This window comes from Uliginosibacterium sangjuense (assembly GCF_059132465.1).
In genome coordinates, this window is sequence record NZ_CP101132.1 from 1321531 (window position 1) to 1343497 (window position 21967).

Consider the following 21967-nt stretch of genomic DNA (forward strand, 5'->3'; position numbering starts at 1 on the left):
GCGGAGCGAGCGGTCTGAAATTACCCCTAAAGACCTAGTGGGTACGGGTCGATATCCCTCAATGTGGTACGGAGCGCGTCCCCCCAACTGCGGGGCGGCCGATCAAGTGCGCGCAGCCAACGCTTTCCTGCATCGGAACGACCATCATGTTCTCGCTCGACAACCTGCGGGTGCGTACCCGCCTGACTTTCCTTGTAGTGGCTGCCTTTCTCGGTTTCGTGCTGCTGACCGCCACGGTCGTCATCAAAACCCGCAACGACATGACCGCCGGGCACCGCGAGCGCCTGCGCCACCTGGTCGACACGGCGACCGGCATCGCCAGCCACTACCAGGGCCTGGAGGCCGCCGGCAAGCTGCCGCGCGGCGAGGCGCAGGAACAGGCCAAGGCTGCCATGCGCAAGCTGCGCTTCGGCCAGAACGACTACTACTTCATTTACGACTTCGACGGCAAAGTGGTTCTGCTTGACCCAGTGCCCGAGCGCGAGGGCCAGGTCATGCTGGGCAAGACCGACGCGGCCGGCTTCAAGCTGTATGACGCGATCGTCGACGCCGGCAAGCGTGGCGAGGGTTTTGTGGAGTACGTGTTCCCACGCGCGGGCGGCACCGAGGCCCTGCCCAAGCTGGCCTATGTCAAAGGGGTGCCGGCCTGGAACTGGGTGATTGGCACGGGTGTGTACGTCGACGATGTCGCAGCGGCCATGTGGAACAGCCTGATCAGTGTGTCGCTGATTGCCCTGCTGACCCTCGGCGCGGTGGTGTTGGTCGGGGTGTTCGTGTCGCGCAGCATCGTGCGCCAACTGGGCGGCGAGCCGGGCGAGGTCATGGCCTACATGCGCCAGGCTGCCGCCGGCGACTTGCGTGCGAACTTCAACGCCCCGACCGGGCAGGACAGTATCCTCGGCTCCCTGCGCGACATGCTGCAGAGCCTGTCGGGCCTGGTGGCACAGGTGAAGCGCAGCGCGCAGACGCTGACCACCAGCGCCAGCGAACTGGCCGGTAACGCACGTCAGATTTCCAGCGCGGCGAGCCAGCAATCGGATGCCACGTCGTCCATGGCGGCTGCCATCGAAGAGATGACAGTGGCGATCAACCACATCGCCGACAATGCCCGCCAGACCGAGGAGCAGTCGCACAGCGCGTCGCAGCTTGCCGGTGACGGCGAGGTGCGGGCCAATGCGGCGGTGGCACAGATCGACGCCATTTCGGGCACGGTGAGCGAGGCCAGCAGCGGGGTTGGCGCGCTTGGTCAGCGCGTCGACGAGATCGGGGGCATTGCGGCGGTGATCAAGGAGATCGCCAACCAGACCAACCTGCTGGCCTTGAACGCCGCCATCGAAGCCGCGCGCGCCGGCGAGCAGGGCCGTGGCTTCGCGGTGGTGGCCGACGAGGTGCGCGGCCTGGCCGAGCGCACCGCCACCGCCACCGTGCGCATCGAGCAGATGATCCAGACGGTGCAGAACGACACGCGCCAGGTCGTCGGCGTGATGGAGGCGGCCGTGCCGCAGGCCCAGGCGGGCGTGGCGCAGGCACGCGAGGCGGCGTCTTCGCTGGGCAGCGTGCGCGAGGGCGCGCAGACTTCGCTCTCCCTGGTGCGCGAGGTGGCCGAAGCCACGCGCGAGCAGGGCATCGCCAGCAACAGCATCGCCGCGCAGGTGGAGAAGATCGCCAACATGGTCGAGGAAATGAGCGCCGGCGCGGCCAGCACCAGTGGCACGGCGGATGCGCTGGAGCATGTGGCGCGCGATCTGCAGGGCATGGTGAACCGTTTCCAGGTCTGACCGGCCGACGCACCCGGACGGCTTGCCCCGCACCCGTCCGTCATCAAACCCGCCGCCAGACAAGCGCGGCAGGTCGGTGCGTCCGGCCGGACGGACGAGACGAAATATGTAATGCTGATACGCATCGTTCTCGCTTGAGAAGTGCGCTCCTTGTCATGAAGAACCGTTCATCTCCAGTCGGGCTGTCGGCTTGCCTGCGCGCACTCGTCGCCGCCAGCATGCTGCTGTTGTGCAGCCTGGGCGTTGCGCGAGGAGACGAGTCGCCGGCGGTGCGCCATGTGCTGCTGCTGCATTCCTACCACGCCGGCATGGACTGGACCGACGGCGAGACCGCCGGCCTGCGCGAGGCGCTGGCGGCCAGCGCGCAGCCGGTGGAGCTGTACGTCGAGTACATGGATGCTAAACGCATCTTCGATCCGCTCCATTTCGACAACCTGCGCCGCCTGTTGCAGCACAAGTACAGCCACAAGCCGCTGGATGCGGTGGTGGTTGCCGACAACGACGCCTTCGCCTTCGCCCGCGATTTCCGCCACGTCCTGTTCCCGGACCGGCCCCTGGTGTTCCTCGGCCTCAACTCCTTCCACGACGAGATGTTGACCGGAATGCCGGGCGTGACCGGGGTGGCCGAGACCTTCGATGGCGCCGCCACCGTGGCCCTGATGCTGCGCCTGCACCCGCAGGCGCGCCGGGTCATCCTGCTCAGCGATGACACGACCACCGGGCAAGCCGTGCGGGCCGAACTGGAGCCCGCCCTGTACCCCTTCCGCGAGCGCGCGGTCTTCGAGCACTGGTACCAGTTCAGCTTCGCTGAGCTGGCACAACGCCTGGCCGCCCTGCCGGCCGACAGCCTGGTCCTGCTGCTGCCGGTCGCGGCCGACCGCGAGGGCGTCTATCTCGGTTTCGCCGAACTCGCCCAGCGGGTCAGCCGGGCGAGCCCGGTACCGGTCTACGGTGCCTGGGGCTTCTACCTCGGCCACGGCATCGTCGGCGGCTACCTCACCAACGCGCGGGCCCAGGGCGTGGCGGCCGGAGAGGCCTTGGTGCGGGTGCTGCACGGCGAGGCGGCGCAGCGCATCCCGGTGCGCCGCGATGTGCATGGCGAGTACGCCTTCGACTACCGGCAACTGGCGCGCTTCGGCATCGCAGCGTCCTCCCTGCCGATGGAGGCACGCATCCTCAACCAGCCCTGGCAAGTCGAGTACAAGGTCTGGCTCTGGTTCGGCGGTTTCATCGGTCTCTTGTTGCTCGGGCTGAGCCTGGGCCTGGTGCTCAGCATGCGCCGGCGGCGCCGTGCCGACGAGGCTCTGCGTCGCAATATGGCCGTGCTGCTGGCGCGCGACCAGGCGTTGGGCGAGATTTCACAAGGCGTGCTGGTGTGCGATGGCGACGGCCGCATCACCTATGTGAATCATGCGCTGGAGGCGATCACCGGGCGCTTCGAGCGCGCCCTGCTGGGGCTGCCGGTAGCGGCCGTGCTGGGGCTGGACGAGGCGCAGGAGCGGGCCCGCGCGCTGGCCACTTCGACCGAGGAGGTGGCAGGCAGTGTGGAGTACCTGTGCCCGCACCAGGACGGCAGCCGTTTCTGGTGCGAGCTGTCGGTGACCCCGGTGCGCGATCTGTCGGGGCGCCTGACCCAGCGCGTCTACGTGCTGCGCGACATCAGCGAGCGCAAGCGGGTGGAGAGCGAGCTGCGCATCGCCGCCGTGGCCTTCGCCTCGCAGGCCGGCATGATGGTGACTGACCCCCAGGGCGTCATCCTGCGCGTCAATGCGGCCTTCGAGCGGATGACCGGCTACCCGGCGGCGGAGGTTGTGGGGCGCTCGCCGGACTTCCTGCGCTCCGATCATCATGACGATGCGTTCTATGCCGCCTTGCGCGCGGGCATCGAGCAGCAAGGCCTGTGGCAGGGCGTGATCTGGAACCGCAACAAGGACGGCAGCGTGCACGCCGAGTGGCTGACCCTGGTGTCGGTGCAGGACGAGGCGGGGCGGGTGACGCACCACGTCGGCACCTTCACCGACGTGTTGCAGAACGAAAGCGCCGAAGCCGAGGCCCACCGCCTGGCCTACTACGACCCGCTGACCCGTCTGCCCAATCGCCGCCTGCTGCACGACCGGTTGCGCCAGAGCCTGGCCTGGCTGGCCCTGGAGGGCGGGCGCGGCGCGCTGTTCCTGCTGGATCTGGACAACTTCAAGGCGGTCAACGACACCCGCAGCCATGACAGCGGCGATCGCATGTTGATCGAGGTGGCGCGACGCCTGCGTCACGCGGTGGCGGAACCGGGCACCGTGGCGCGCCTGGCGGGCGACGAGTTCGTCGTGCTGCTGGGCGGGGCGGACGAGGCACAGGCGGCGCAGTTGGGCGAGCGCCTGCGCCGTTTGCTGGCCGAGCCCTTCCAGCTCAATGGCCATGAGCGCTTGTGCACCGCCAGCATCGGCATCGCCTTGTTTGCTGCCAGCGATGAGCCGGACATCGTGCTCAAGAGCGCCGAGACCGCCATGTACCAGGCCAAGCAGGCCGGCCGCAACACCCTGCGCTTCTTCGATCCGGCCGAGGCGGCGGCGCTGACCGAACGCAACGCGCTGGACAACGACCTGCACTTTGCCCTGCGGCGCAATGAACTCTTGCTGCACTACCAGCCCAAGGTGGACGCCGATGGCCGGGTGGTCGGGGCGGAGGCCTTGTTGCGCTGGCAGCATGCGACGCGCGGCCTGGTGTCGCCGGCCGAGTTCATTCCGCTGGCGGAAGCCTCGGAGCTGATCCTGCCCATCGGCCACTGGGTCCTGCAGCAGGCCTGCCAGCAGTTGGCGCGCTGGCAGCAGGCCGGTGGCCGTCTGGCCGCGCTGCACCTGGCCATCAACGTCAGCTCGCGCCAGTTCCGCCAGGCCGATTTCGTCGCCCAGGTCGAGCAGGCGCTCACGCAATGCGCGGTGGAGCCTTCGCGCCTGACGCTGGAACTGACCGAGAGCGTGGTGCTCGACGACGTGGAGGGGGCGATCACCCGCATGCAGGCACTGCGCCGCCTGGGTGTGGAACTGTCCATGGATGATTTCGGGACCGGCTACTCCTCGCTTGCCTACCTGACCCGCCTGCCGCTGGACGAGCTCAAGATCGACCGTTCCTTCGTGCGCAAACTGCCGGGCCCGCGCAGTGACGAGGTGATCGCCCAGTCCATCATCGGGATGGGGCGCAATCTCGGCCTCACGGTGGTGGCGGAGGGCGTGGAGCGCGAGGTGCAGCGCGAATTCCTGTTCCGCCACGGTTGCCACCAGTACCAGGGCTACCTGTTCAGCGCGCCGCAGACCCTGGCCGCTTTCGAGGCCATGCTGGCGAGGGGCGATCAGGCCACCAGTCCGGACACCCAGCGCGTGTAGAGGCGCTCGGCCACCGCGCGCATGTGCGGCAAGGCCTGCGGCAGACGGGCGAATTGCTCCGCCGGGCGCTGCACGCTGGGCGGCAGTGGGGCTGCCGTGCGGAATTCCGCCTCCCATTCCGTGTTCCACAGGCGGATCAGCGGCTCGGTCATCTCGATATGGAACTGCATGCCCAGGTGCTTGCCCAGCACGAAGGCCTGGTTGGCGCAGTACTCACCGTCCAGGATGCGTTGTGCGCCCGCCGGCAGGCTGAAGGTTTCGCCATGCCATTGGTAGACCTCAAAATCGCCATAGTCACCCAGCCAGTCGCGCGAGGCCGGCGTGTTGGTCGGGCGCACCAGGCCCCAGCCGATCTCCTTGACCGGGTTGCGCATCACCGTGCCGCCCAGCGCACGCGACATGAGCTGCCCGCCCAGACAGTGGCCGATCACCGGCACATCGTGTGCAATCGCGTCGCGGATCAAGGCCAGCTCGGGCTCGATCCAGGGCAATGGATCATTGACGCTCATCGGGCCGCCCATGAAGCACAGGCCGGCGAAATCCGTGGCGCGGGCGGGCAGGGCAGTGCAGGCGTCCACCTCGATGCGCGTCCACGGCAACTGGCGCGCATCGAGGAAGTCGGTAAAGTGCCCAGGCTGGACGCTGGGGCAATGCTGGAAGACGGCAACGGGTTTCATGCGGGCGTGATGAAAGGGGTGGAGATGTTCAAGCGGTTCTCGGCAAGCATTTTATGTGCGAGCGCCTGCCTGCTGCCGATGCTCGCTGGCGCGACGGAGGTGGCGCTGGTAGGCGTCTTCCCCGGCAAGGCTGTGTTGGTCATCGACGGCGGCGCACCGCGCACCCTGGCGGTGGGGCAGGGCCTGCAGGGCGTGAAGCTGACGGCGGTGACGCGCGACGCGGCGACGGTGGAGATCGACGGCCGCAGCGCACAATTGCAGATCGGCACCCCGGTGTCAGTGGCGGCGGTGGAGCATGGCCGCAGCGGCATGGAGGTGACCCTGGTCGCCGATGGCCGCGGGCACTTCACCACCTCCGGCATGATCAATGGTGCGTCCGCACGCTTCCTGATCGACACCGGCGCCAGCTCGGTGGCCATGGGGCCGTCGATGGCAGCGGCGGCCGGGATCGACTTCCAGCGCGGCGAGCGCAGCGTCGTCGGGACTGCCAACGGCATGGTGCAGGCATGGACGGTCAAGGTCGACCGCCTGCGTATCGGAGACATCACGCTCAATAACGTCGAGGGCGTGGTGGTGCAGACGGACATGCCGATGGTCTTGCTGGGCATGAGCGTGCTCAATCGCATGGAAATGCGTCGCGATGGCTCGACCATGGTGCTGCGCCGCCGTTACTGAAGACATGGTTCACAACGTGTTGTCCCGGCCGTTACACGATTTGCCGCACGCAATGGGGAGCTAGCTGGCGTGTGGACGTCCGCCCAGATCGAGGAGGCCCTCTCCATCTACCGCCTGCGCGAGCGCTTCGCCCAGGTGGACGACTTCGTGTGGGAGGCGGAATGGCCGCTCAAGGGTAACGAGACCGGTGCGGCGGTGCTGATCCCCCTGATTCGGCGGCCTGAAGGGCTCACCGTGCTGCTGACGCGGCGCACCGACCACCTGCACCATCACCCGGGGCAGATCAGCTTTCCCGGCGGGCGCATCGAGGCCACCGACGCCAGCCCCTGCGATGCCGCCCTGCGCGAGACAGAGGAGGAGATCGGCATCCCGCCCGCGGCCGTCGAACTGCTGGGGCAGCTACCGCCTTACGCCACCTCCACCGGCTTCTGCGTGACCCCGGTGGTGGGCCTGGTGGACGCGCCGCTGACCCTGCGCCTGGACAGTTTCGAGGTGGCCGAGGCCTTCGAGGTGCCCTTGGCCTTCCTGGTCCAGCCGCACCACTACCAGCGCCATCGCATCCAGCGCGGCGGGCGCATCGCCCACTTCTACGCCGTGCCCTGGCCGGGGCGTTTCATCTGGGGCGCCACCGCCGGCATGCTGGCGATGCTGGCGGCCTTTCTGACGCCGCGCTGAATCCTCGGCATCCTGCCGTCTGCACCAGCTTGGCGCAGGGTGTCCGGCGCATGTGCTATCTTCGGCCCTCCCCTGTCCTGCCGATGGACGCTCAGAAGAACGAGCATGACTCTCTTTTCGCTGATCCTCGCCCTGCTGCTCGAACAGTTTCGCCCCCTCAACGCCGCGCGCTGGCTGCACGCGCCGCTGGCCGCACTGGGGGACGCCTTCGAGCGCCGCTTCAACGACGGCCAGGCCCGCCATGGCACGGTGGCCTGGTGCGTGATGGTGCTGCCGCCGGTCTTGCTCACCGCCGTCGTTTACGCCCTCCTGTTTGCGGTTCATCCGCTGGTGGCCTTCGCCTTCAACATCGGGGTGCTGTACTACACGATGGGCTTCCGCCACGCGAGCCACTTCTACACCCGCATCCATGCTGCGCTGCGTGCGCAGGACCTGGACCGTGCGCGCGAATTGCTGGGCCAGTGGCGCAAGCACGATTACAGCCGCTCCAGCACCGAGGAGGTGACGCGCCTGTCCATCGAGAGCGCACTGGTGGGATCGCACCGCCAGGTGTTCGCCATCGTGCTGCTGTTCATCCTGCTGCCGGGGCCTAGCGGTGCGGTGCTCTACCGCATGACCGAGTTCTTCGGTCGTTACTGGGGCGAGGCGGGCGGGCCCGGCATGCCGCAGTTCGGCCGCTTCGCACGCCGCGCTTTCCAGGTGCTGGACTGGTTGCCGGCGCGGGTGACGGCGATGGCCTTCTCCATCGTCGGCGACTTCGAGGACGCCGCCTGGAGCTGGCGTACCCAGGCACCGAACTGGCCCGACCGTAACGAGGGCACCCTGATCGCCGCCGGCGCCGGTGCGCTGGGCGTGCGCCTGGGCCAACCCATCAACGAGAGCGGCGAACTGGTCGACCGCCCGGAGATGGGCACCGGCGACGAGGCCGAGGTCGAGTTCCTGCAGAGCACCATCGGCCTGATCCGCCGCACCCTGGTGCTCAATGTGCTGGTGTTGCTGTTGATCCAGGTGTCCTACCTGGCGGGCTGATGGCCTAGCCCGGATGAAGGCCCTTGGGCCGGAATCCGGGAGGGCGGTCACATGCTGCGGCCCCGGATTCCGCTTTGCTGCATCCGGGCTACGGCTACAGGCAGGTGTCCAGCCGACGCAGCACCTGCTCCGTCGCATCCGCCGCGAGGCAGTCGATCTCCTGCCAGTCCGGCCAGCTCTGGGCGAACTGGCGCATCCAGGTGATCTGGCGCTTGGCCAACTGGCGCGTGGCGAACACACCCTTGTCGCGCATCGTGGCGTAGTCGCATTCCCCTTCCAGGTATTCCCACATCTGGCGGTAGCCCACGCAGCGCATCGAGGGCAGGTTCAGATGCAGGCGATAACGCGCGCGCAACTCACGTACCTCTTGTTCCAGACCCTGCGCCAGCATGGCGTCGAAACGCTGGGCGATGCGCGCATGCAAGACTGCGCGGTCGGACGGATTCAGCACCAGCGTCACGAAGTCGACGGCAGGCGCCGCTTCGCGCTGGCGGGCGTAGCTCTCGGCCAGCGGGCGGCCGGTCAGGCGCACGATCTCCAGCGCGCGCTGGATGCGCTGGGCATCGGTCGCATGCAGGCGTGCCGCCGCCTCCGGGTCCAGCCGCGCCAACTCGGCGTGCACGGCGGGCCAGCCGGCGCGCGCGGCCAGCTCGTCGATCTCGCGCCGCAGGTCGGCATCGGCCTGCGGCAGGTCCGACAGCCCTTCGCGCAAGGCCTTGTAGTAGAGCATCGTGCCCCCCACCAGCAGGGGCAAGTTGCCACGCGCGGTGATGTCGTGGATCAGCGTCAGCGCGTCCTCGCGGAAGCGTGCGGCGCCGTAGCTTTCTTCCGGGCTCAGGATGTTGATGAGATGATGCGGGCATGCCGCCATCTCCGCCGCGCTGGGCTTGGCGCTGCCAATGTCCATGTCGCGGTAGATCAGGGCGGAGTCTACGCTGACGATCTCGACCGGCCTCTCCTGCGCGATGCGCAGCGCGGCCGCGGTCTTGCCACTGGCGGTGGGGCCCAGCAGCAGCACGGCGCGGGGGCGGGGAGCGGAGGGGGTGAACGACATGCGTGAAGGGAGAGCGGATTGAACGGATGGATGGCGAAGGCCCGTGGCTGGCAGCGCTGTGCAGTTTGGGCACTGGCCTGCGGGTTGCTCCTGCTGGCGGCCCAGGCGCGAGCGCAAGGCATGTTGCCGCTGTGGGAGGCCAAGAGCGCGCGCGGCACAGTGTATCTGCTCGGCTCGGTGCATGCCTGCAGCGCGGGCTGCTTTCCCTTGTCGAACAGCATCCTGCGCCGGCTCGACGCGAGCAAGCGTGTTGCCTTGGAGCTGGACCCCAACAAGGCTGAAAACCAGATGGCGCTGATGAACGCGGCGGCGATTCCACCCGGCGAGCCCGGGCTGGATAGCCAGCTCGGGGCCGCCGATCTGCGCCGCCTGCGTGCCGTGCTGGGGCAACTGGGTCTGCCAGAGGAACTGGTGCTGCGCTTCCGCCCCTGGATGGCCTCATCGCTGCTGGTCATCGCGGCCGCCCAGCGTCAGGGCCTGAGCCCGGAGCAGGGGGTGGATGTCTGGGTGCTGCAGCGTGCCCAGTCGCGCGGCCTGCCGGTGAGCGAGCTGGAGACGGTGGAGCGGCAGATCCAGGCCCTGTCCTATGGTTCCAAGGCCGAACAGTTGGAAAGCCTGCGCCAGACCCTGGAGCTGTTCGAGAAGAACCGCATCGGCGGCTACCTCGAGGACATGGTGGGTGCCTGGCGCAAGGGCGATGCGGCGCGCATCCAGGCCTTGCTGAACGAGGGCGAGATGCTGCCCGAGCGCATGCGCATCGAGTTGCTGGACCGACGCAACGCCGAGATGAGTGCGCGCATCCAGCAATGGACCGAGCGCGGCGAGCAGGTGTTCGCCGTGGTCGGCATGGGCCACTTGGTCGGCCCCAACAACATCGGCGAACTGCTGGCCAAGCGCGGCTACACCGTGCGCCAGTTGCGCGAGGGTGAGTGAGCGTAGCCGCCGAATTTGCAGGGAGAGAACAGATGCGACACATTCACTGGCCGGTTCTGACCGCCATGCTCTTGTCGATGTCGGCGGCCTGGGCCCAGGGACCGGCTCCGGCTCCCGTCCTTCCCGACAGCCTGCAGTGGTTCAGTCCGCCGAACAACGCGCAGTTGCGCGGCGCCTGGGTCATCGGCGCGGAGCAGAAGGAGGGGGCCTATCTGCTGCGCGTGATGCTGGCCAAGGGAGGGCGCATACCCGTCCATACCCATCCCGACACGCGCAACTCCACCGTGCTGTCGGGCACGCTGTATGTCGGTTTCGGCGAGATCGCGGATGACGCGCGCATGGTCGCCATCCCGGCTGGTGGTGTGTATGTCGCGCCGGCCGGCGTCCCGCATTTCCTGTGGGCCAAGGATGGGGATGTGGTCTACCAGGAGGCTGGCGTGGGGCCCACGGCCACACAGCCCTATTCCCGGTAGGCAGAAAAAAAGCCATGGCATGCGCCATGGCTTTGTCGTTTGCGCAATGCGCTTCAGCGCTTGCTTGGCACGCTGTACATGAAGTCGTCGAAGCTCTTCTCGGCGACGCGGAACCACAGCAGTTCGTCGTCGCGGAATTTCTTCCACGGCTCGTAGACCTTCTTCCACTTCGGGTTCTTGGCCGAGTACTCGTCGTACAACTCGAAGGCGGCCTTGTGCGCGGCCAGCATGATTTCCTTGGAGAACGGGCGTAGTTGCGTACCGGCAGCCACCAGGCGGCGCAGCGCGTTGACGTTCTTCACGTCGTAGCGGGCTTGCATGGTGATGTGCGCGACCGCGCAGGCGTCTTCCAGGATCACCTGATATTCCTTGGGCAGCTCCTGCCACTTCTTGATGTTCACATATAGCGAGAGCTGCGGGCCACCTTCCCAGAAACCGGGGTAGTAGTAGTACTTGGCGACCTTGTTGAAGCCCAGCTTCTCGTCGTCGTAGGGGCCCACCCACTCGGTGGCGTCGATGGTGCCCTTCTCCAGCGCCGGGTAGATATCGCCGCCCGCGATCTGCTGTGGCACCACGCCAAGCTTCTGCAGCACCGGCCCGCCGAGGCCACCGATGCGCATCTTCAGGCCCTGCAGGTCCTTGACCGTCTTGATCTCCTTGCGGAACCAGCCGCCCATCTGCACCCCGGTGTTGCCGCAGGGGATGTTGTAGATGTTGTAGTCCTTGAAGAAGTCGCGCATCAGTTCCAGGCCGCCGCCCTCGTACATCCAGGCGGTCTGCTGGCGGCTGTTGAGGCCGAAGGGTGCGGCGGCATCCAGGGCGAAGGTCGGGTCCTTGCCGATGAAGTAATAGCTCGCGGTGTGGCCGCACTCGACGGTGCCGTCCTTGACTGCGTCCAGCACGCCAGGGCCGGGCACGATCTCGCCGGCGGCGAAGAGCTGGATCTCGAACTTGCCGCCGGACGCGGCCTTGACGTGCGAGGCGACGATCTCGGCCGCACCGTAGATGGTGTCCAGGCTCTTGGGGAAGCTGGAAGCAAGACGCCACTTGACGGTGGGGGCGCCCTGCGCGAGTACGGGGGTGGCTACGGCACCAGCGGCGAGGCCGACGCTGGCTTTCTTCAGGAATGAACGACGTTCCATCTTGTCTCCCTATGAATGAACGGCACTACAGAATCGGATGGGTGAAACCAGATGCTGCTGCCGGCGGCCGCCAATGGGGGCGGGCGGTCGTCGGGCCCGTGCTGAAGCGGGCGCTGTCTTGTGTGCGTTGCGATTATAGGAACGGGAGCGCGCCGCACAGATACCGGGGTTAACCCGTTTCGTCATTCCGGCGACATGCGGCGCCCGGCGGGGCGCCGGGCGCGTGTACTTCGTTGAGGCGGCGAGGATCAGGCGCCGGCCACCATCATGCGCGAGATGAGTAGCGAGCCGCTGCGCTTGGCGCCACGCACGATGACGTCGCTGCCCACGGCGGCGATGTTGCGGAACATCTCCTGCAGGTTGGAGGCGATGGTGATCTCGTTGACCGGGTAGGCGATCTCGCCGTGCTCGATCCAGTAGCCAGCCGCGCCGCGCGAGTAGTCGCCGGTCACGTAGTTCACGCCCTGGCCCAGCAACTCGGTGACCAGCAGGCCGCGCCCGATCTCGCGCGCGAGACCGGCGAGGTCCTTGTCACCAGCCGCCAGGCTCAGGTTGTGGCAGCCGCCTGCATTTCCGCTGCTCTGCAGGCCCAGCTTGCGCGCCGAATAGCTGCCCAGGAAGTAGCCTTGCAGCACGCCATCCTTGACCACGTCGCGGGCGGATGTCGCCACGCATTCGTCATCGAAGGGTGTGGAGCCCAGCGCGCCTACGATGAAAGGGTCTTCATGCAGTGTGATGCCGGGGGCAAAGATCTGCTTGCCCAGCGCGTCCACGAGGAAGGAGGACTTGCGGTACAGGCTGCCGCCGCTGGCCGCATGCACGAAGTTGGCGAGCAGGCCGCAAGCCAGCGGAGCCTCGAAGATGACGGGTACCTCGCAGGTCTTGACGCGCCGTGAGCCCAGGCGTGACAGCGCGCGGCGCGCCGCGTAGTCGCCAATGGCCTCGGGGGCCGGCAGCTCGGCTGCGTTGCGCCGCGTCGCGTACCAGTCGTCGCGCTGCATGCCTTCTCCCTCGCCGGCGATCAGCGAGGCCGACAGGTAGTGGCGCGAGGTGGCGAAGCCGTCGCAGAAGCCCAGGCTGTTGGCCTGCACGAAATGCGATTGCTGGCACGACACCGTCGCGCCTTCGGAATTGCGGATGTCCGCGCTGACTGCCAAGCCGGCCGCCTCGCAGCGGCGAGCCAGGGTGATGGAGTCTTCCACACTGGGCGACCAGGGATGGAACAGGTCCAGCTTCTTGACCTCGGCCGGCTTGCCACGCCACAGGCGCTCAGGGTCGGCGAGACCGGCACAGGGGTCGGCGGCGGTGAAGCGGGCGATCGACAAGGCGGCATCCACGGTGGCACGTACGGCCTCGCGCGAGAAGTCGGACGAGCTGGCGTGGCCGCGTTGCTGGCCCAGGTAGATGGTGACGCCAATGCCCTTGTCGCGGTTGTACTCCACTGTTTCGACTTCGCCGTGCCGAACGCTGACCGATTGCCCGAAGCCCTCCGACACGTCGGCCTCGCAGGCGCTGGCGCCGCGGCTGGCGGCGTAGGCCAGGATGTCCTGCGCGATGTCCTGCAACTGGGCTTTGGAATAACTGAACTTGTCGGTCTTGCGGGTGGTGGTCTGGGTCATGGATGTGCGATCTCGTCAGGGGCTGCCTGGGGGAAGGCCCCGCGGCACCCTATAATCTTACCGTCACGCGCCGGTCATCGCGCCGCCGCCCTTCATTTCCGGAGCCTTTTTCCAACGTCATGCACGACCACGGCAATCACCACGAACCCCACACGCAGCACGGCCCCAGCAAGTCGCAGAAGAAGCGCGACATGACCGCACTGCAAGAGCTGGGTGAACAACTCATCAAACTCTCCGCCGATCGCCTGGCCAAGATCGACCTGCCAGAGGCCCTGCGCGAGGCGGTGCGCGAGGCGCAGCGCATGAGCGGCCGCAACGAGGCGATGCGACGCCAGATGCAGTACATCGGCCGCCTCATGCGCGAGACCGATGCGGGGCCGATCCGCGCCGAGCTGGATAAGGTCAATGGCGTGTCCAAGGCCGAGGTGGCACGCCTGCACCGCCTGGAGCGCATGCGCGAGCGCTTCATCGAGGACGAGAAGGTGGCGACCGAGATCGTCGCCACCTGGCCCGAGGCGGACATCCAGCACCTGCGCCAGTTGCGCCGTAATGCCATCAAGGAGCACACGGACAACAAGCCGCCGCGTGCCTTCCGCGAGATCTTCCGCATCCTCAAGGGGCTCGACGACGCGTTGCAGGAAGGGGCTGCCAGCGACGATGCCGAGGTCGGTGATGAGTGAGTTGCCGCGCGCCGCCACCGCCGATGACCCGCTGCGCATCGGCCTGGTGTCGATCTCGGATCGCGCTTCGAGTGGCGCGTATGAGGACAAGGGCCTGCCGGCGCTGCTCGACTGGTTCGGCCTGGCGCTGGCCTGTCCCTGGCATGCCGAGACCTGCCTGATCCCGGACGAGCGGCCCTTGATCGAGAGCACGCTGATCGAGCTGGCCGACCATCGCGGCTGCCACCTGGTCGTCACCACTGGTGGCACTGGCCCGGCACTGCGCGACGTGACGCCGGAAGCCACCTTGGCGGTGGGGGAGCGCGAGATGCCCGGCTTCGGTGAGGAGATGCGCCGCATCTCGCGCCATTTCGTGCCAACCGCGATCCTGTCGCGCCAGACTGCGGTGGTCCGTGGCGGTTGTCTGATCGTGAATCTTCCCGGCCAGCCGAAGGCGATCCGCGAGACCCTGGAAGGCTTGCGCGATGCCGAGGGCAAGCTGGTCGTAGACGGCATTTTCGCCGCCATCCCGTACTGTCTGGACTTGATCGGCGCGCCTTACGCCGTGACCAACGACGAGATCGTGAAGGCCTTCCGGCCCAAGAGCGCGCCGCGCCCGCCGGGTGTATGAGCCTCCATGCCGGATAAGACAGCGCCCCGCATGACGGGGCGCTGTCTTATCCGCGGGGTGACTGCAGCAGCCCTCGTTCCCGCAAAAGCCTGCGTGCGGCGTCGACACCGATCGCCTGTTCGGCCTGCAGGCCATGGCGGCGTGCCGCTTCGACGTTGAGGCGGTTGTCGTCGATGAACAGGATATGCGCGGCGGGTACGCCCAGCGTGGCAAGCAGATGAGCGAAGCATTCCGGGTCTGGCTTCAGCAGGCCGGATTCGAAGGACAGGAAGTGGTGTCGCAGGCAGGGCAGGAAACCTGGCTCGGCGGCGAAGCGCTGCCAGTGCAGGTCGTTGGTGTTGGACAGCACGGCCAGCGGGCGCTGTGCCGCCGCCTCCTGCAGCAGGCTGAGGGCGCCGGGGAAGAAGCCGCGCGGCCAGCGCAGGAAGTTGTCGAGGAACTGCGCCGGCGTCAGCGCCAGTCGCAATTCCTCAACCAGGGCCGACGCAAATGCCTCGGCACTCAGTCGTCCCGCCTCGAATTCGCGCACCGCTGGCGATAGCAGCCAGTCGTGCCAGAAGGCCTCGGTGTGTGGCGTGTCCTGCGGCGCGCCCAGCAGCACATCCAGGCCTTGCAGTTCGACCAGTACCCCGCCCAGGTCGAACACGATCACCTCGACTGCCACGCTCATGTCTTGCGGATTTCGCGACCGAACTTGCCTGCCACCTGCTCGCGCCGCTCCTGCTCGCGCCACCAGGCGCGCAGGCCCAGCAGTACGGCGAGCAACACGGCGTAGACCAAGGGTTCGCGGATGTCGCGTTTGACCAGCCACCAGAAATGCACCACGCCCAGGATGGCCACGGCATAGACGCTGCGATGCAGGGCCTGCCAGCGCCGCCCGCCCAGTGCCCGGATAGCAGCGTTGAAGGAGGTGGCGGCGAGCGGGACCATTAGTACGAAGGCAGTGAAGCCGACGGTGATGAAGGGGCGCTTGAGAATGTCCTTGGCAATGGCCTGCCAGTCGAAGAACTGGTCCAGCCACAGGTAGGTGGCCAGGTGCAGCGCGCCGTAGAAGAAGGCGTACAGGCCCAGCATGCGACGCAGGCGGACCAGCCAGTGCAGGCCACTGAGCTTGCGCAGCGGGGTGATGGCCAGGGTGATCAGCAGGAAGCGCAGGGTCCATTCGCCCGTGCTGCGCGTGATGTATTCGATCGGGTTGGCGCCCAGCGCGTCCTGCTCGAAGCCCCACAGCAGGTGGGCCAGCGGCCACAGGCAGGCAAGGAAGAGGATGAGCTTGACCTGCGCGATGCGCTGCGGGCGCGGGCTGCGCAAGGCGTTGCGGAGGCGCGTGAGGAGGGTGTCGTTCAAGTTTGTGCAGGGGCCTGCGTGGGCAGGCCGCGATCGGAAACCGGCGGCAGCGTACCACCGCCGGGGGAGGGGCGGCGCGACCGGATCAATAGAATTTCTTCAGGTCCATGCCTGCGTAGAGCTTGCCGACCTCTTCGCCATAACCGTTGAACATCAGGGTCTTGCGCTTCCTGATCTCGCCGATGCGGCGCTCCGTGGCCTGGCTCCAGCGCGGGTGGTCCACGGTCGGATTCACATTGGAATAGAAGCCGTATTCATTCGGAATCGCGGTGTTCCAGGCCGTCTTGGGCTGTTGCTCCAGGAGGCGGATGCGCACCAGCGACTTGGCGCTCTTGAAGCCGTACTTCCAGGGCACGACCAGGCGGATAGGCGCGCCGTTCTGGTTGGGCAAGGTCTCGCCGTACAGGCCGACGGCCAGCAGGGTTAGCGGGTGCATCGCCTCGTCCAGGCGCAGACCCTCGGTGTAGGGCCAGTCGAGCACCGGGGTGAACAGCCCGATCATGCTTTTCTTGTCGGCTGCGCTGGTGAACTCCACGTACTTGGCGCTGCCTTGCGGATCGACCTCCTTGAGCAGGGCGGCCAGCGGGAAGCCGACCCAGGGGATCACCATCGACCAGCCCTCCACGCAGCGCAGCCGGTAAACACGGTCTTCCAGTGGCGCGAGCTTCATCAACTCGTCGATGTCGAAAGTGCGCGGCTTGTTGCACAGCCCTTCGACCTTGACGGTCCACGGCCGGGTCTGCATGCGATGTGCGTTCTCGGCCGGGTCGGTCTTGTCGACGCCGAACTCGTAGAAGTTGTTGTAGCTCGTCACGTCCTTCTGCGGCGTCGGCTTGTCCGCGATCTTGTACGGGCCGGGTACGACGCCGGAGAGCTTGGCGGCCTGGGCCAGGCCAGGCCAGGCGGCCGAGGTCGCCAGGCCGGCCAGGGCGACCCGGCCGGCATCTTTCATGAACTCGCGGCGACGCTCGTAGACCTCGCGCGGCGTGATCTCGGAAGGCGTGATGTCGGTGGGGCGGCGGGTCAGCATGTGGGTCTCCGTGGGCAGGTACTTGATTCTCTATGTCTTTGGGCGGGCAGTTGCGGCAAGAGGTTCCGCCAGGATGCACACAAACAGACCGGGCCACGCGTCTATTCCTTACCGCCCGGCTGGAAAAAGCTTCGCGCGCGGCGCACAGCATTCTCATCGGTTCTTGATGATAAGCAGAAGCTATCGCCTCCGCCTGTCTTAGTGTCTTCCCTCACTGTTGGCCATAGGTCGGCTATAGCGCAGCAGGAACCAAGCAGTTCTGCACTTCTCAACAGGGGAGATCGTTATGTTCCAGGTTCGTATTCACGGCCGGGGCGGGCAGGGCGTGGTGACGGGAGCCGAAATGCTGTCCATCGCCGCCTTTCTCGAAGGGCGCAATGCGCAAGCTTTTCCGAGCTTTGGCTCGGAGCGCACAGGGGCGCCGGTGGTGGCCTTCTGCCGTATCGACGACAAGGAGATCCGGTTGCGCGAGCCCATCATGGAGCCCGATGCGCTGATCATCCAGGACCCGACCTTGCTGCACCAGGTCGACGTCTTCGCCGGCCTGCGCGCCGATGGCTACGTGGTCCTCAACACCAATCGCAGCTTTGCCGAGCTGGGCTTGTCGCAGGCCCTGCGCAAATTCCGTCCCGAGCGCCTGATCACTGTGTCGGCGACCGAGCTGGCGATGAAGCACGTCGGCCGCGCGGTGCCCAATGTGCCGCTGCTGGGCGCCTTCGCCGCCGCTTCCGGCCTGATCTCGCTGGATTCGGTGACTGCAGCGATCCGCGACAAATTCAGTGGCCGCATCGCCGAGGCCAACATCGCCGCGGCGACCGAGGCCTATCAGCTCGCCCGCGCCGAACAGAAGGAGGCCACCCATGCTTAAGCAGACCGAAGGCTCACACGCCATCGCCGAAGCGGTCGGCCTGGCCCGTCCGGAAGTTATCTGTGCCTACCCGATCTCACCGCAGACCCATATCGTGGAAGGTCTGGGTGAGATGGTGAAGGCCGGTGACATCCAGGATTGCGAGTTCATCAACGTCGAGTCCGAGTTCGCTGCCATGTCGGCCTGCATCGGCTCCTCGGCGGCCGGCGCCCGCACCTACACTGCGACCGCCTCGCAAGGCCTGCTGTTCATGGCCGAGGCGGTCTACAACGCGTCCGGCCTGGGCCTGCCCATCGTCATGACGGTGGCCAACCGCGCCATCGGTGCGCCGATCAACATCTGGAACGACCATACGGACTCCATGAGCCAGCGCGATTGCGGCTGGATCCAGGTGTTCGCCGAGACCAACCAGGAAGCGGCCGATCTGCACATCCAGGCCTTCAAGCTGGCCGAGGAGCTGTCGCTGCCGGTGATGGTGTGCATGGATGGTTTCATCCTCACCCACGCCTATGAGCGTGTCGACATCCCGACGCAGGAGCAGGTCGATGCCTTCCTGCCGCCCTATGTGCCGCGCCAAGTGCTGGACCCGGCCAACCCGGTATCCATCGGTGCCATGGTGGGGCCGGATGCCTTCTCGGAAGTGCGCTACCTCGCGCATGCCAAGCAGATGCAGGCGCTGGAACTGATCCCCAAGATCGCGGCCGAGTTCAAGGACATCTTCGGGCGCGAGTCCGGTGGCCTGATCCGTCCGTACCGCATCGAGGACGCCGACACCATCGTGGTCGCACTCGGCTCGGTGCTGGGCACGATCAAGGACACGGTCGACGAGATGCGTGCCGATGGCATCAAGATCGGTGTGCTGGGCATCAGCAGCTTCCGCCCCTTCCCGATCAACGCGATCCGCCGTGCGCTGGGTCATGCCCACCGCATCGTGGTGCTGGAGAAGAGCCTGGCCGTGGGCATCGGTGGCATCGTCGCCACCGACGTGCGCCTCGCGCTGGATGGCCTGGATACCAAGGTCTACACCGTGGTTGCCGGCCTTGGTGGTCGTCCGATCACGCGCAGCTCGCTGCACCGCGTGTTCCGCCAAGCCATGCACGACCAGCTCGAGTCGCTGCACTTCCTGGATCTGGACTGGAACATCGTCAACAAGGAGCTGGACCGCGAGCGTTCCTCGCGCCGTTCCGGTCCCATCGCCGAGAACATCCTGCGCGACGTGGGTATCGCCACTGGCCCGACCGGCCAGCGCGTCGCCTGAGGAGAACACACATGGCACTGCAATCCATCAAGTTCTATCAGACCGGCACCTTCACCGTCGGCAACCGCCTGCTGCCGCCCGAGCAACGCTCGGTGCAGGCCGACATGCACCGCACCAACTCGCTGAATTCCGGCCACCGCGCCTGTCAGGGCTGTGGCGAGGCGCTCGGTGCGCGCTACGCGATCGACGCGGTCATGCGTGCGACCAACAACCAGATGGTGGCCGTCAACGCCACCGGTTGCCTCGAAGTGTTCTCCACGCCCTATCCGGAAACCTCCTGGCAGATTCCCTGGATCCACTCGCTGTTCGGCAACGCGGCAGCGGTCGCGACCGGCGTCGCCGCAGCCTACAAGGTGCGTGCCCGCAAGGAAGGCAAGGCCCAGGCCGAAGTGCGCGTGATCGCCCAGGGCGGTGACGGCGGCACCACCGACATCGGCTTCGGTCCGCTGTCCGGCATGTTCGAGCGGAATGATGATGTGCTGTACATCTGCTACGACAACCAGGCCTATATGAACACCGGCGTGCAGCGTTCCTCGGCCACGCCGCCCTCGGCCCGCACCGCGACCACCATGCCGGTGGGCGAGCATCCGGGCAACGAGTGGGGTCAGGGCAAGAACGTGCCGCTGATCGCCATGGCGCACGGCATCCCTTATGTGGCGACTGCCACCGTGGCCGACCTGCGCGACCTCGAGTACAAGGTCCAGAAGGCGATGAGCATGCGCGGCGCGCGCTACATCCACATCTTCGTGCCCTGTCCGCTGGGCTGGGGAGCCGCGTCGCACGACACCATCCGACTGGCGCGTCTGGCCAAGGAAACCGGCTTGTTCCCGGTGTTCGAGGCCGAGTACGGCGAAGTCAGCGGCGTGTCGAAGATCCGCCAGAAGCTGCCGGTGGAGGAATACCTCAAGCCGCAAAAGCGCTTCGCCCACCTGTTCGGCAAGAACCCCGCGCTGGACGTGATCGCCCGCTTCCAGGCCGTGGCTGATCGCAACATCGCCAAGTTCGGCCTGACCGATGAACCCTATGCCAAGCACTACGGCTACTTCGGCGCTGAGCCGGTGTGAGGGAGGAACAACGATGAACAAACCCTTTGCGATCACGCTGGACGTAGGCAGTTCGCTGGTCAACAAGACGGGCACCTGGCGTACCCATCGCCCGCTCTACCTGCAGCGCATGCCCCCCTGCAACAACGCCTGCCCGGCTGGTGAAAACACCCAGGGCTGGCTCTACCACGCCGAAAGCGGCGACTACGAGCAGGCCTGGAAGACCCTGGTGCAGGACAATCCGCTGCCGGCCGTCATGGGCCGCGTGTGCTATCACCCCTGCGAGGGTGCCTGCAATCGCGGCAAGCTCGACGCGGCCGTGGGCATCAACTCGGTCGAACGCTTCCTCGGTGACGAGGCCATCAAGCTGGGCTGGAAGTTCGATGCGCCGGCACAGGAATCCGGCAAGCGGGTGATGGTCGTCGGTGCCGGCCCCTCTGGCTTGTCCGCCGCCTACCACCTGCGCCGCCTGGGCCACCAGGTCGTCATCTTCGAGGCAGGCCCCTTGGCGGGCGGCATGATGCGCTTCGGCATCCCGAAGTACCGCCTGCCGCGCGAAGTGCTGGACGCCGAGGTGCAGCGCATTCTCGACATGGGCGTCGAGCTGCGCTTGAACACCAAGGTCGACAACCTGCTCGACGCGATGAAGGAAGGCAAGTTCGATGCCGCCTTCCTGGCCGTTGGCGCGCACATTGCCAAGCGCACCGCGATTCCGGCGGCGGAATCCGCCAAGATCCTCGATGCCGTTGCGGTTCTACGCAGCATGGAAGGTGAAGAGAAGCCGATGCTGGGCCGGCGCGTGGTCGTGTATGGCGGCGGCAACACCGCCATCGACGTGGCGCGCACCGCCAAGCGCCTGGGGGCGGAGGAGGCGATCATCGTGTATCGCCGCACGCGCGACAAGATGCCGGCGCACGACTTCGAGGTCGAGGAGGCTTTGCAGGAAGGCGTCATGATGCGCTGGCTGTCGACCATCAAGCAGGTCGGTGATGGCGGCGCGATCACGGTCGAGAAGATGGTGCTGGACGAGCAGGGCAAGCCCGTGCCGACAGGCGAGTTCGATACGCTGGAAGCCGATTCCGTGGTGCTGGCCCTGGGCCAGGATGTGGATCTGGGTCTGCTCGACGGCGTGCCGAACCTCAGCTTCAAGGACGGCGTGGTCGAAGTCGCCCCTAACATGATGACAGGCTACGCCGGCGTTTTCGCCGGGGGCGACATGGTGCCCTCCGAGCGCACGGTTACGGTTGGCGTCGGCCACGGCAAGCATGCGGCACGGCATATCGACGCCTGGCTGCGTGGGACCGAGTACGTGAAGCCGCCGAAGAATGAGCTGGCCACCTTCGACAAGCTCAATCCCTGGTACTACACGGACGCGCCGAAGACCGTGCGCCCGATGCTCGACATCATCCGCCGCCAGAGCACTTTCGACGAGGTGCAGGGGGGGCTGGACGAGAGCAATGCGCTGTTCGAGGCGCGCCGCTGCCTGTCTTGCGGCAACTGCTTCGAGTGCGACAACTGCTACGGCGTCTGTCCCGACAATGCAGTCATCAAGCTGGGCCCGGGCGAGAAGTTCGAGTTCAACTATGAGTACTGCAAGGGCTGCGGTGTCTGTGCGGCCGAGTGTCCCTGTGGGGCCATCAAGATGGAGGCTGAAGCGATCTAAGCGGATCGGCACCCAAGAAAAAGGCCCGCGCAGGCGGGC

General features: G+C 66.8%; 20 protein-coding genes. 13 read left to right on the plus strand and 7 right to left on the minus strand.

Translation table 11 applies throughout. The features are described from left to right. Nucleotides 1-146: 146 nt before the first annotated feature. Both NMB43_RS06050 and NMB43_RS06055 read left to right on the plus strand, forming a co-directional pair. Nucleotides 147-1778 (plus strand): methyl-accepting chemotaxis protein, encoded by a 1632-nt coding sequence (locus tag NMB43_RS06050; RefSeq protein WP_494351250.1) that lies wholly within the window; start codon nucleotides 147-149, stop codon nucleotides 1776-1778. A gap of 155 nt (nucleotides 1779-1933) precedes the next feature. Beyond that, nucleotides 1934-5152 (plus strand): EAL domain-containing protein, encoded by a 3219-nt coding sequence (locus tag NMB43_RS06055; protein ID WP_494351251.1) that lies wholly within the window; start codon nucleotides 1934-1936, stop codon nucleotides 5150-5152. On the opposite strand, the gene NMB43_RS06060 is transcribed toward NMB43_RS06055, so the two are convergent. Beyond that, nucleotides 5119-5829 (minus strand): type 1 glutamine amidotransferase, encoded by a 711-nt coding sequence (locus NMB43_RS06060; RefSeq protein WP_494351252.1) that lies wholly within the window; start codon nucleotides 5827-5829, stop codon nucleotides 5119-5121. The two genes, NMB43_RS06055 and NMB43_RS06060, sit on opposite strands and share 34 nt — an antisense overlap. Before the next feature lie 24 nt (nucleotides 5830-5853). Between NMB43_RS06060 and NMB43_RS06065 the strand changes: the two genes are divergently transcribed. From NMB43_RS06065 to NMB43_RS06075, 3 genes are all read left to right on the plus strand, one after another. Next, a complete protein-coding gene (locus NMB43_RS06065; protein WP_494351253.1) occupies nucleotides 5854-6504 on the plus strand; it encodes a retropepsin-like aspartic protease family protein in 651 nt (216 codons plus the stop codon). Between the two features lie 69 nt (nucleotides 6505-6573). Continuing rightward, nucleotides 6574-7179 (plus strand): CoA pyrophosphatase, encoded by a 606-nt coding sequence (locus NMB43_RS06070; RefSeq protein WP_494351254.1) that lies wholly within the window; start codon nucleotides 6574-6576, stop codon nucleotides 7177-7179. A 105-nt stretch (nucleotides 7180-7284) separates the two neighbouring features. Then, a complete protein-coding gene (locus tag NMB43_RS06075) occupies nucleotides 7285-8208 on the plus strand; it encodes a CobD/CbiB family protein (RefSeq protein WP_494351255.1) in 924 nt (307 codons plus the stop codon). A gap of 94 nt (nucleotides 8209-8302) precedes the next feature. Here NMB43_RS06075 and miaA read toward each other — a convergent pair whose 3' ends face one another. Then, the gene (gene miaA, locus NMB43_RS06080) at nucleotides 8303-9262 is read right to left on the minus strand and encodes a tRNA (adenosine(37)-N6)-dimethylallyltransferase MiaA (protein ID WP_494351256.1); all 960 of its coding nucleotides are present in this window, start codon (nucleotides 9260-9262) and stop codon (nucleotides 8303-8305) included. Nucleotides 9263-9292: 30 nt separating this feature from the next. Between miaA and NMB43_RS06085 the strand changes: the two genes are divergently transcribed. Further along, nucleotides 9293-10195, plus strand: a complete 903-nt coding sequence (locus tag NMB43_RS06085) for a TraB/GumN family protein (protein ID WP_494351257.1) — start codon at nucleotides 9293-9295, stop codon at nucleotides 10193-10195. 32 nt (nucleotides 10196-10227) lie between these two features. Then, a complete protein-coding gene (locus tag NMB43_RS06090) occupies nucleotides 10228-10668 on the plus strand; it encodes a cupin domain-containing protein (protein WP_494351258.1) in 441 nt (146 codons plus the stop codon). 53 nt (nucleotides 10669-10721) lie between these two features. Here the strand turns inward: NMB43_RS06090 and NMB43_RS06095 are convergent, their stop codons facing one another. Beyond that, nucleotides 10722-11810 (minus strand): TRAP transporter substrate-binding protein, encoded by a 1089-nt coding sequence (locus tag NMB43_RS06095; RefSeq protein WP_494351259.1) that lies wholly within the window; start codon nucleotides 11808-11810, stop codon nucleotides 10722-10724. Between the two features lie 248 nt (nucleotides 11811-12058). Continuing rightward, complete coding sequence (pmbA, locus tag NMB43_RS06100) at nucleotides 12059-13429, minus strand: metalloprotease PmbA (RefSeq protein WP_494351260.1); 1371 nt, start codon at nucleotides 13427-13429, stop codon at nucleotides 12059-12061. A gap of 119 nt (nucleotides 13430-13548) precedes the next feature. Between pmbA and yjgA the strand changes: the two genes are divergently transcribed. Both yjgA and mog read left to right on the plus strand, forming a co-directional pair. Continuing rightward, nucleotides 13549-14109, plus strand: coding sequence for a ribosome biogenesis factor YjgA (yjgA, locus tag NMB43_RS06105; RefSeq protein ID WP_494351261.1), 561 nt, complete (start codon nucleotides 13549-13551; stop codon nucleotides 14107-14109). Continuing rightward, nucleotides 14102-14719: a molybdopterin adenylyltransferase gene (gene mog, locus NMB43_RS06110; protein ID WP_494351262.1), complete on the plus strand. Its 618-nt coding sequence runs from the start codon at nucleotides 14102-14104 to the stop codon at nucleotides 14717-14719. The genes yjgA and mog overlap by 8 nt, the downstream gene beginning before the upstream one ends. Before the next feature lie 46 nt (nucleotides 14720-14765). Here the strand turns inward: mog and NMB43_RS06115 are convergent, their stop codons facing one another. From NMB43_RS06115 to msrP, 3 genes are all read right to left on the minus strand, one after another. Next, nucleotides 14766-15389 carry an HAD family hydrolase gene (locus tag NMB43_RS06115; RefSeq protein WP_494351263.1) on the minus strand — a complete coding sequence of 208 codons (624 nt, stop codon included), beginning with the start codon at nucleotides 15387-15389 and terminating at the stop codon, nucleotides 14766-14768. After that, the gene (gene msrQ / locus NMB43_RS06120; RefSeq protein ID WP_494351264.1) at nucleotides 15386-16066 is read right to left on the minus strand and encodes a protein-methionine-sulfoxide reductase heme-binding subunit MsrQ; all 681 of its coding nucleotides are present in this window, start codon (nucleotides 16064-16066) and stop codon (nucleotides 15386-15388) included. The genes NMB43_RS06115 and msrQ overlap by 4 nt, the downstream gene beginning before the upstream one ends. 85 nt (nucleotides 16067-16151) lie before the next feature. Next, the gene (gene msrP, locus NMB43_RS06125) at nucleotides 16152-17096 is read right to left on the minus strand and encodes a protein-methionine-sulfoxide reductase catalytic subunit MsrP (RefSeq protein ID WP_494351265.1); all 945 of its coding nucleotides are present in this window, start codon (nucleotides 17094-17096) and stop codon (nucleotides 16152-16154) included. Nucleotides 17097-17382: 286 nt separating this feature from the next. Between msrP and NMB43_RS06130 the strand changes: the two genes are divergently transcribed. From NMB43_RS06130 to NMB43_RS06145, 4 genes are read left to right on the plus strand one after another with little or no spacing between them, the layout of a single operon-like run. Next, nucleotides 17383-17964, plus strand: a complete 582-nt coding sequence (locus NMB43_RS06130) for a 2-oxoacid:acceptor oxidoreductase family protein (protein ID WP_494351266.1) — start codon at nucleotides 17383-17385, stop codon at nucleotides 17962-17964. Further along, entirely contained in the window at nucleotides 17957-19222 is a 1266-nt protein-coding gene (locus tag NMB43_RS06135) for a transketolase C-terminal domain-containing protein (RefSeq protein WP_494351267.1), read from the plus strand. The genes NMB43_RS06130 and NMB43_RS06135 overlap by 8 nt, the downstream gene beginning before the upstream one ends. 11 nt (nucleotides 19223-19233) lie before the next feature. Continuing rightward, nucleotides 19234-20286: a thiamine pyrophosphate-dependent enzyme gene (locus NMB43_RS06140; RefSeq protein ID WP_494351268.1), complete on the plus strand. Its 1053-nt coding sequence runs from the start codon at nucleotides 19234-19236 to the stop codon at nucleotides 20284-20286. Nucleotides 20287-20299: 13 nt separating this feature from the next. Continuing rightward, on the plus strand, nucleotides 20300-21928 hold the full coding sequence (locus NMB43_RS06145; protein ID WP_494351269.1) for an NAD(P)-binding protein: 1629 nt from the start codon (nucleotides 20300-20302) through the stop codon (nucleotides 21926-21928). The last annotated feature ends 39 nt before the right edge of the window (nucleotides 21929-21967 follow it).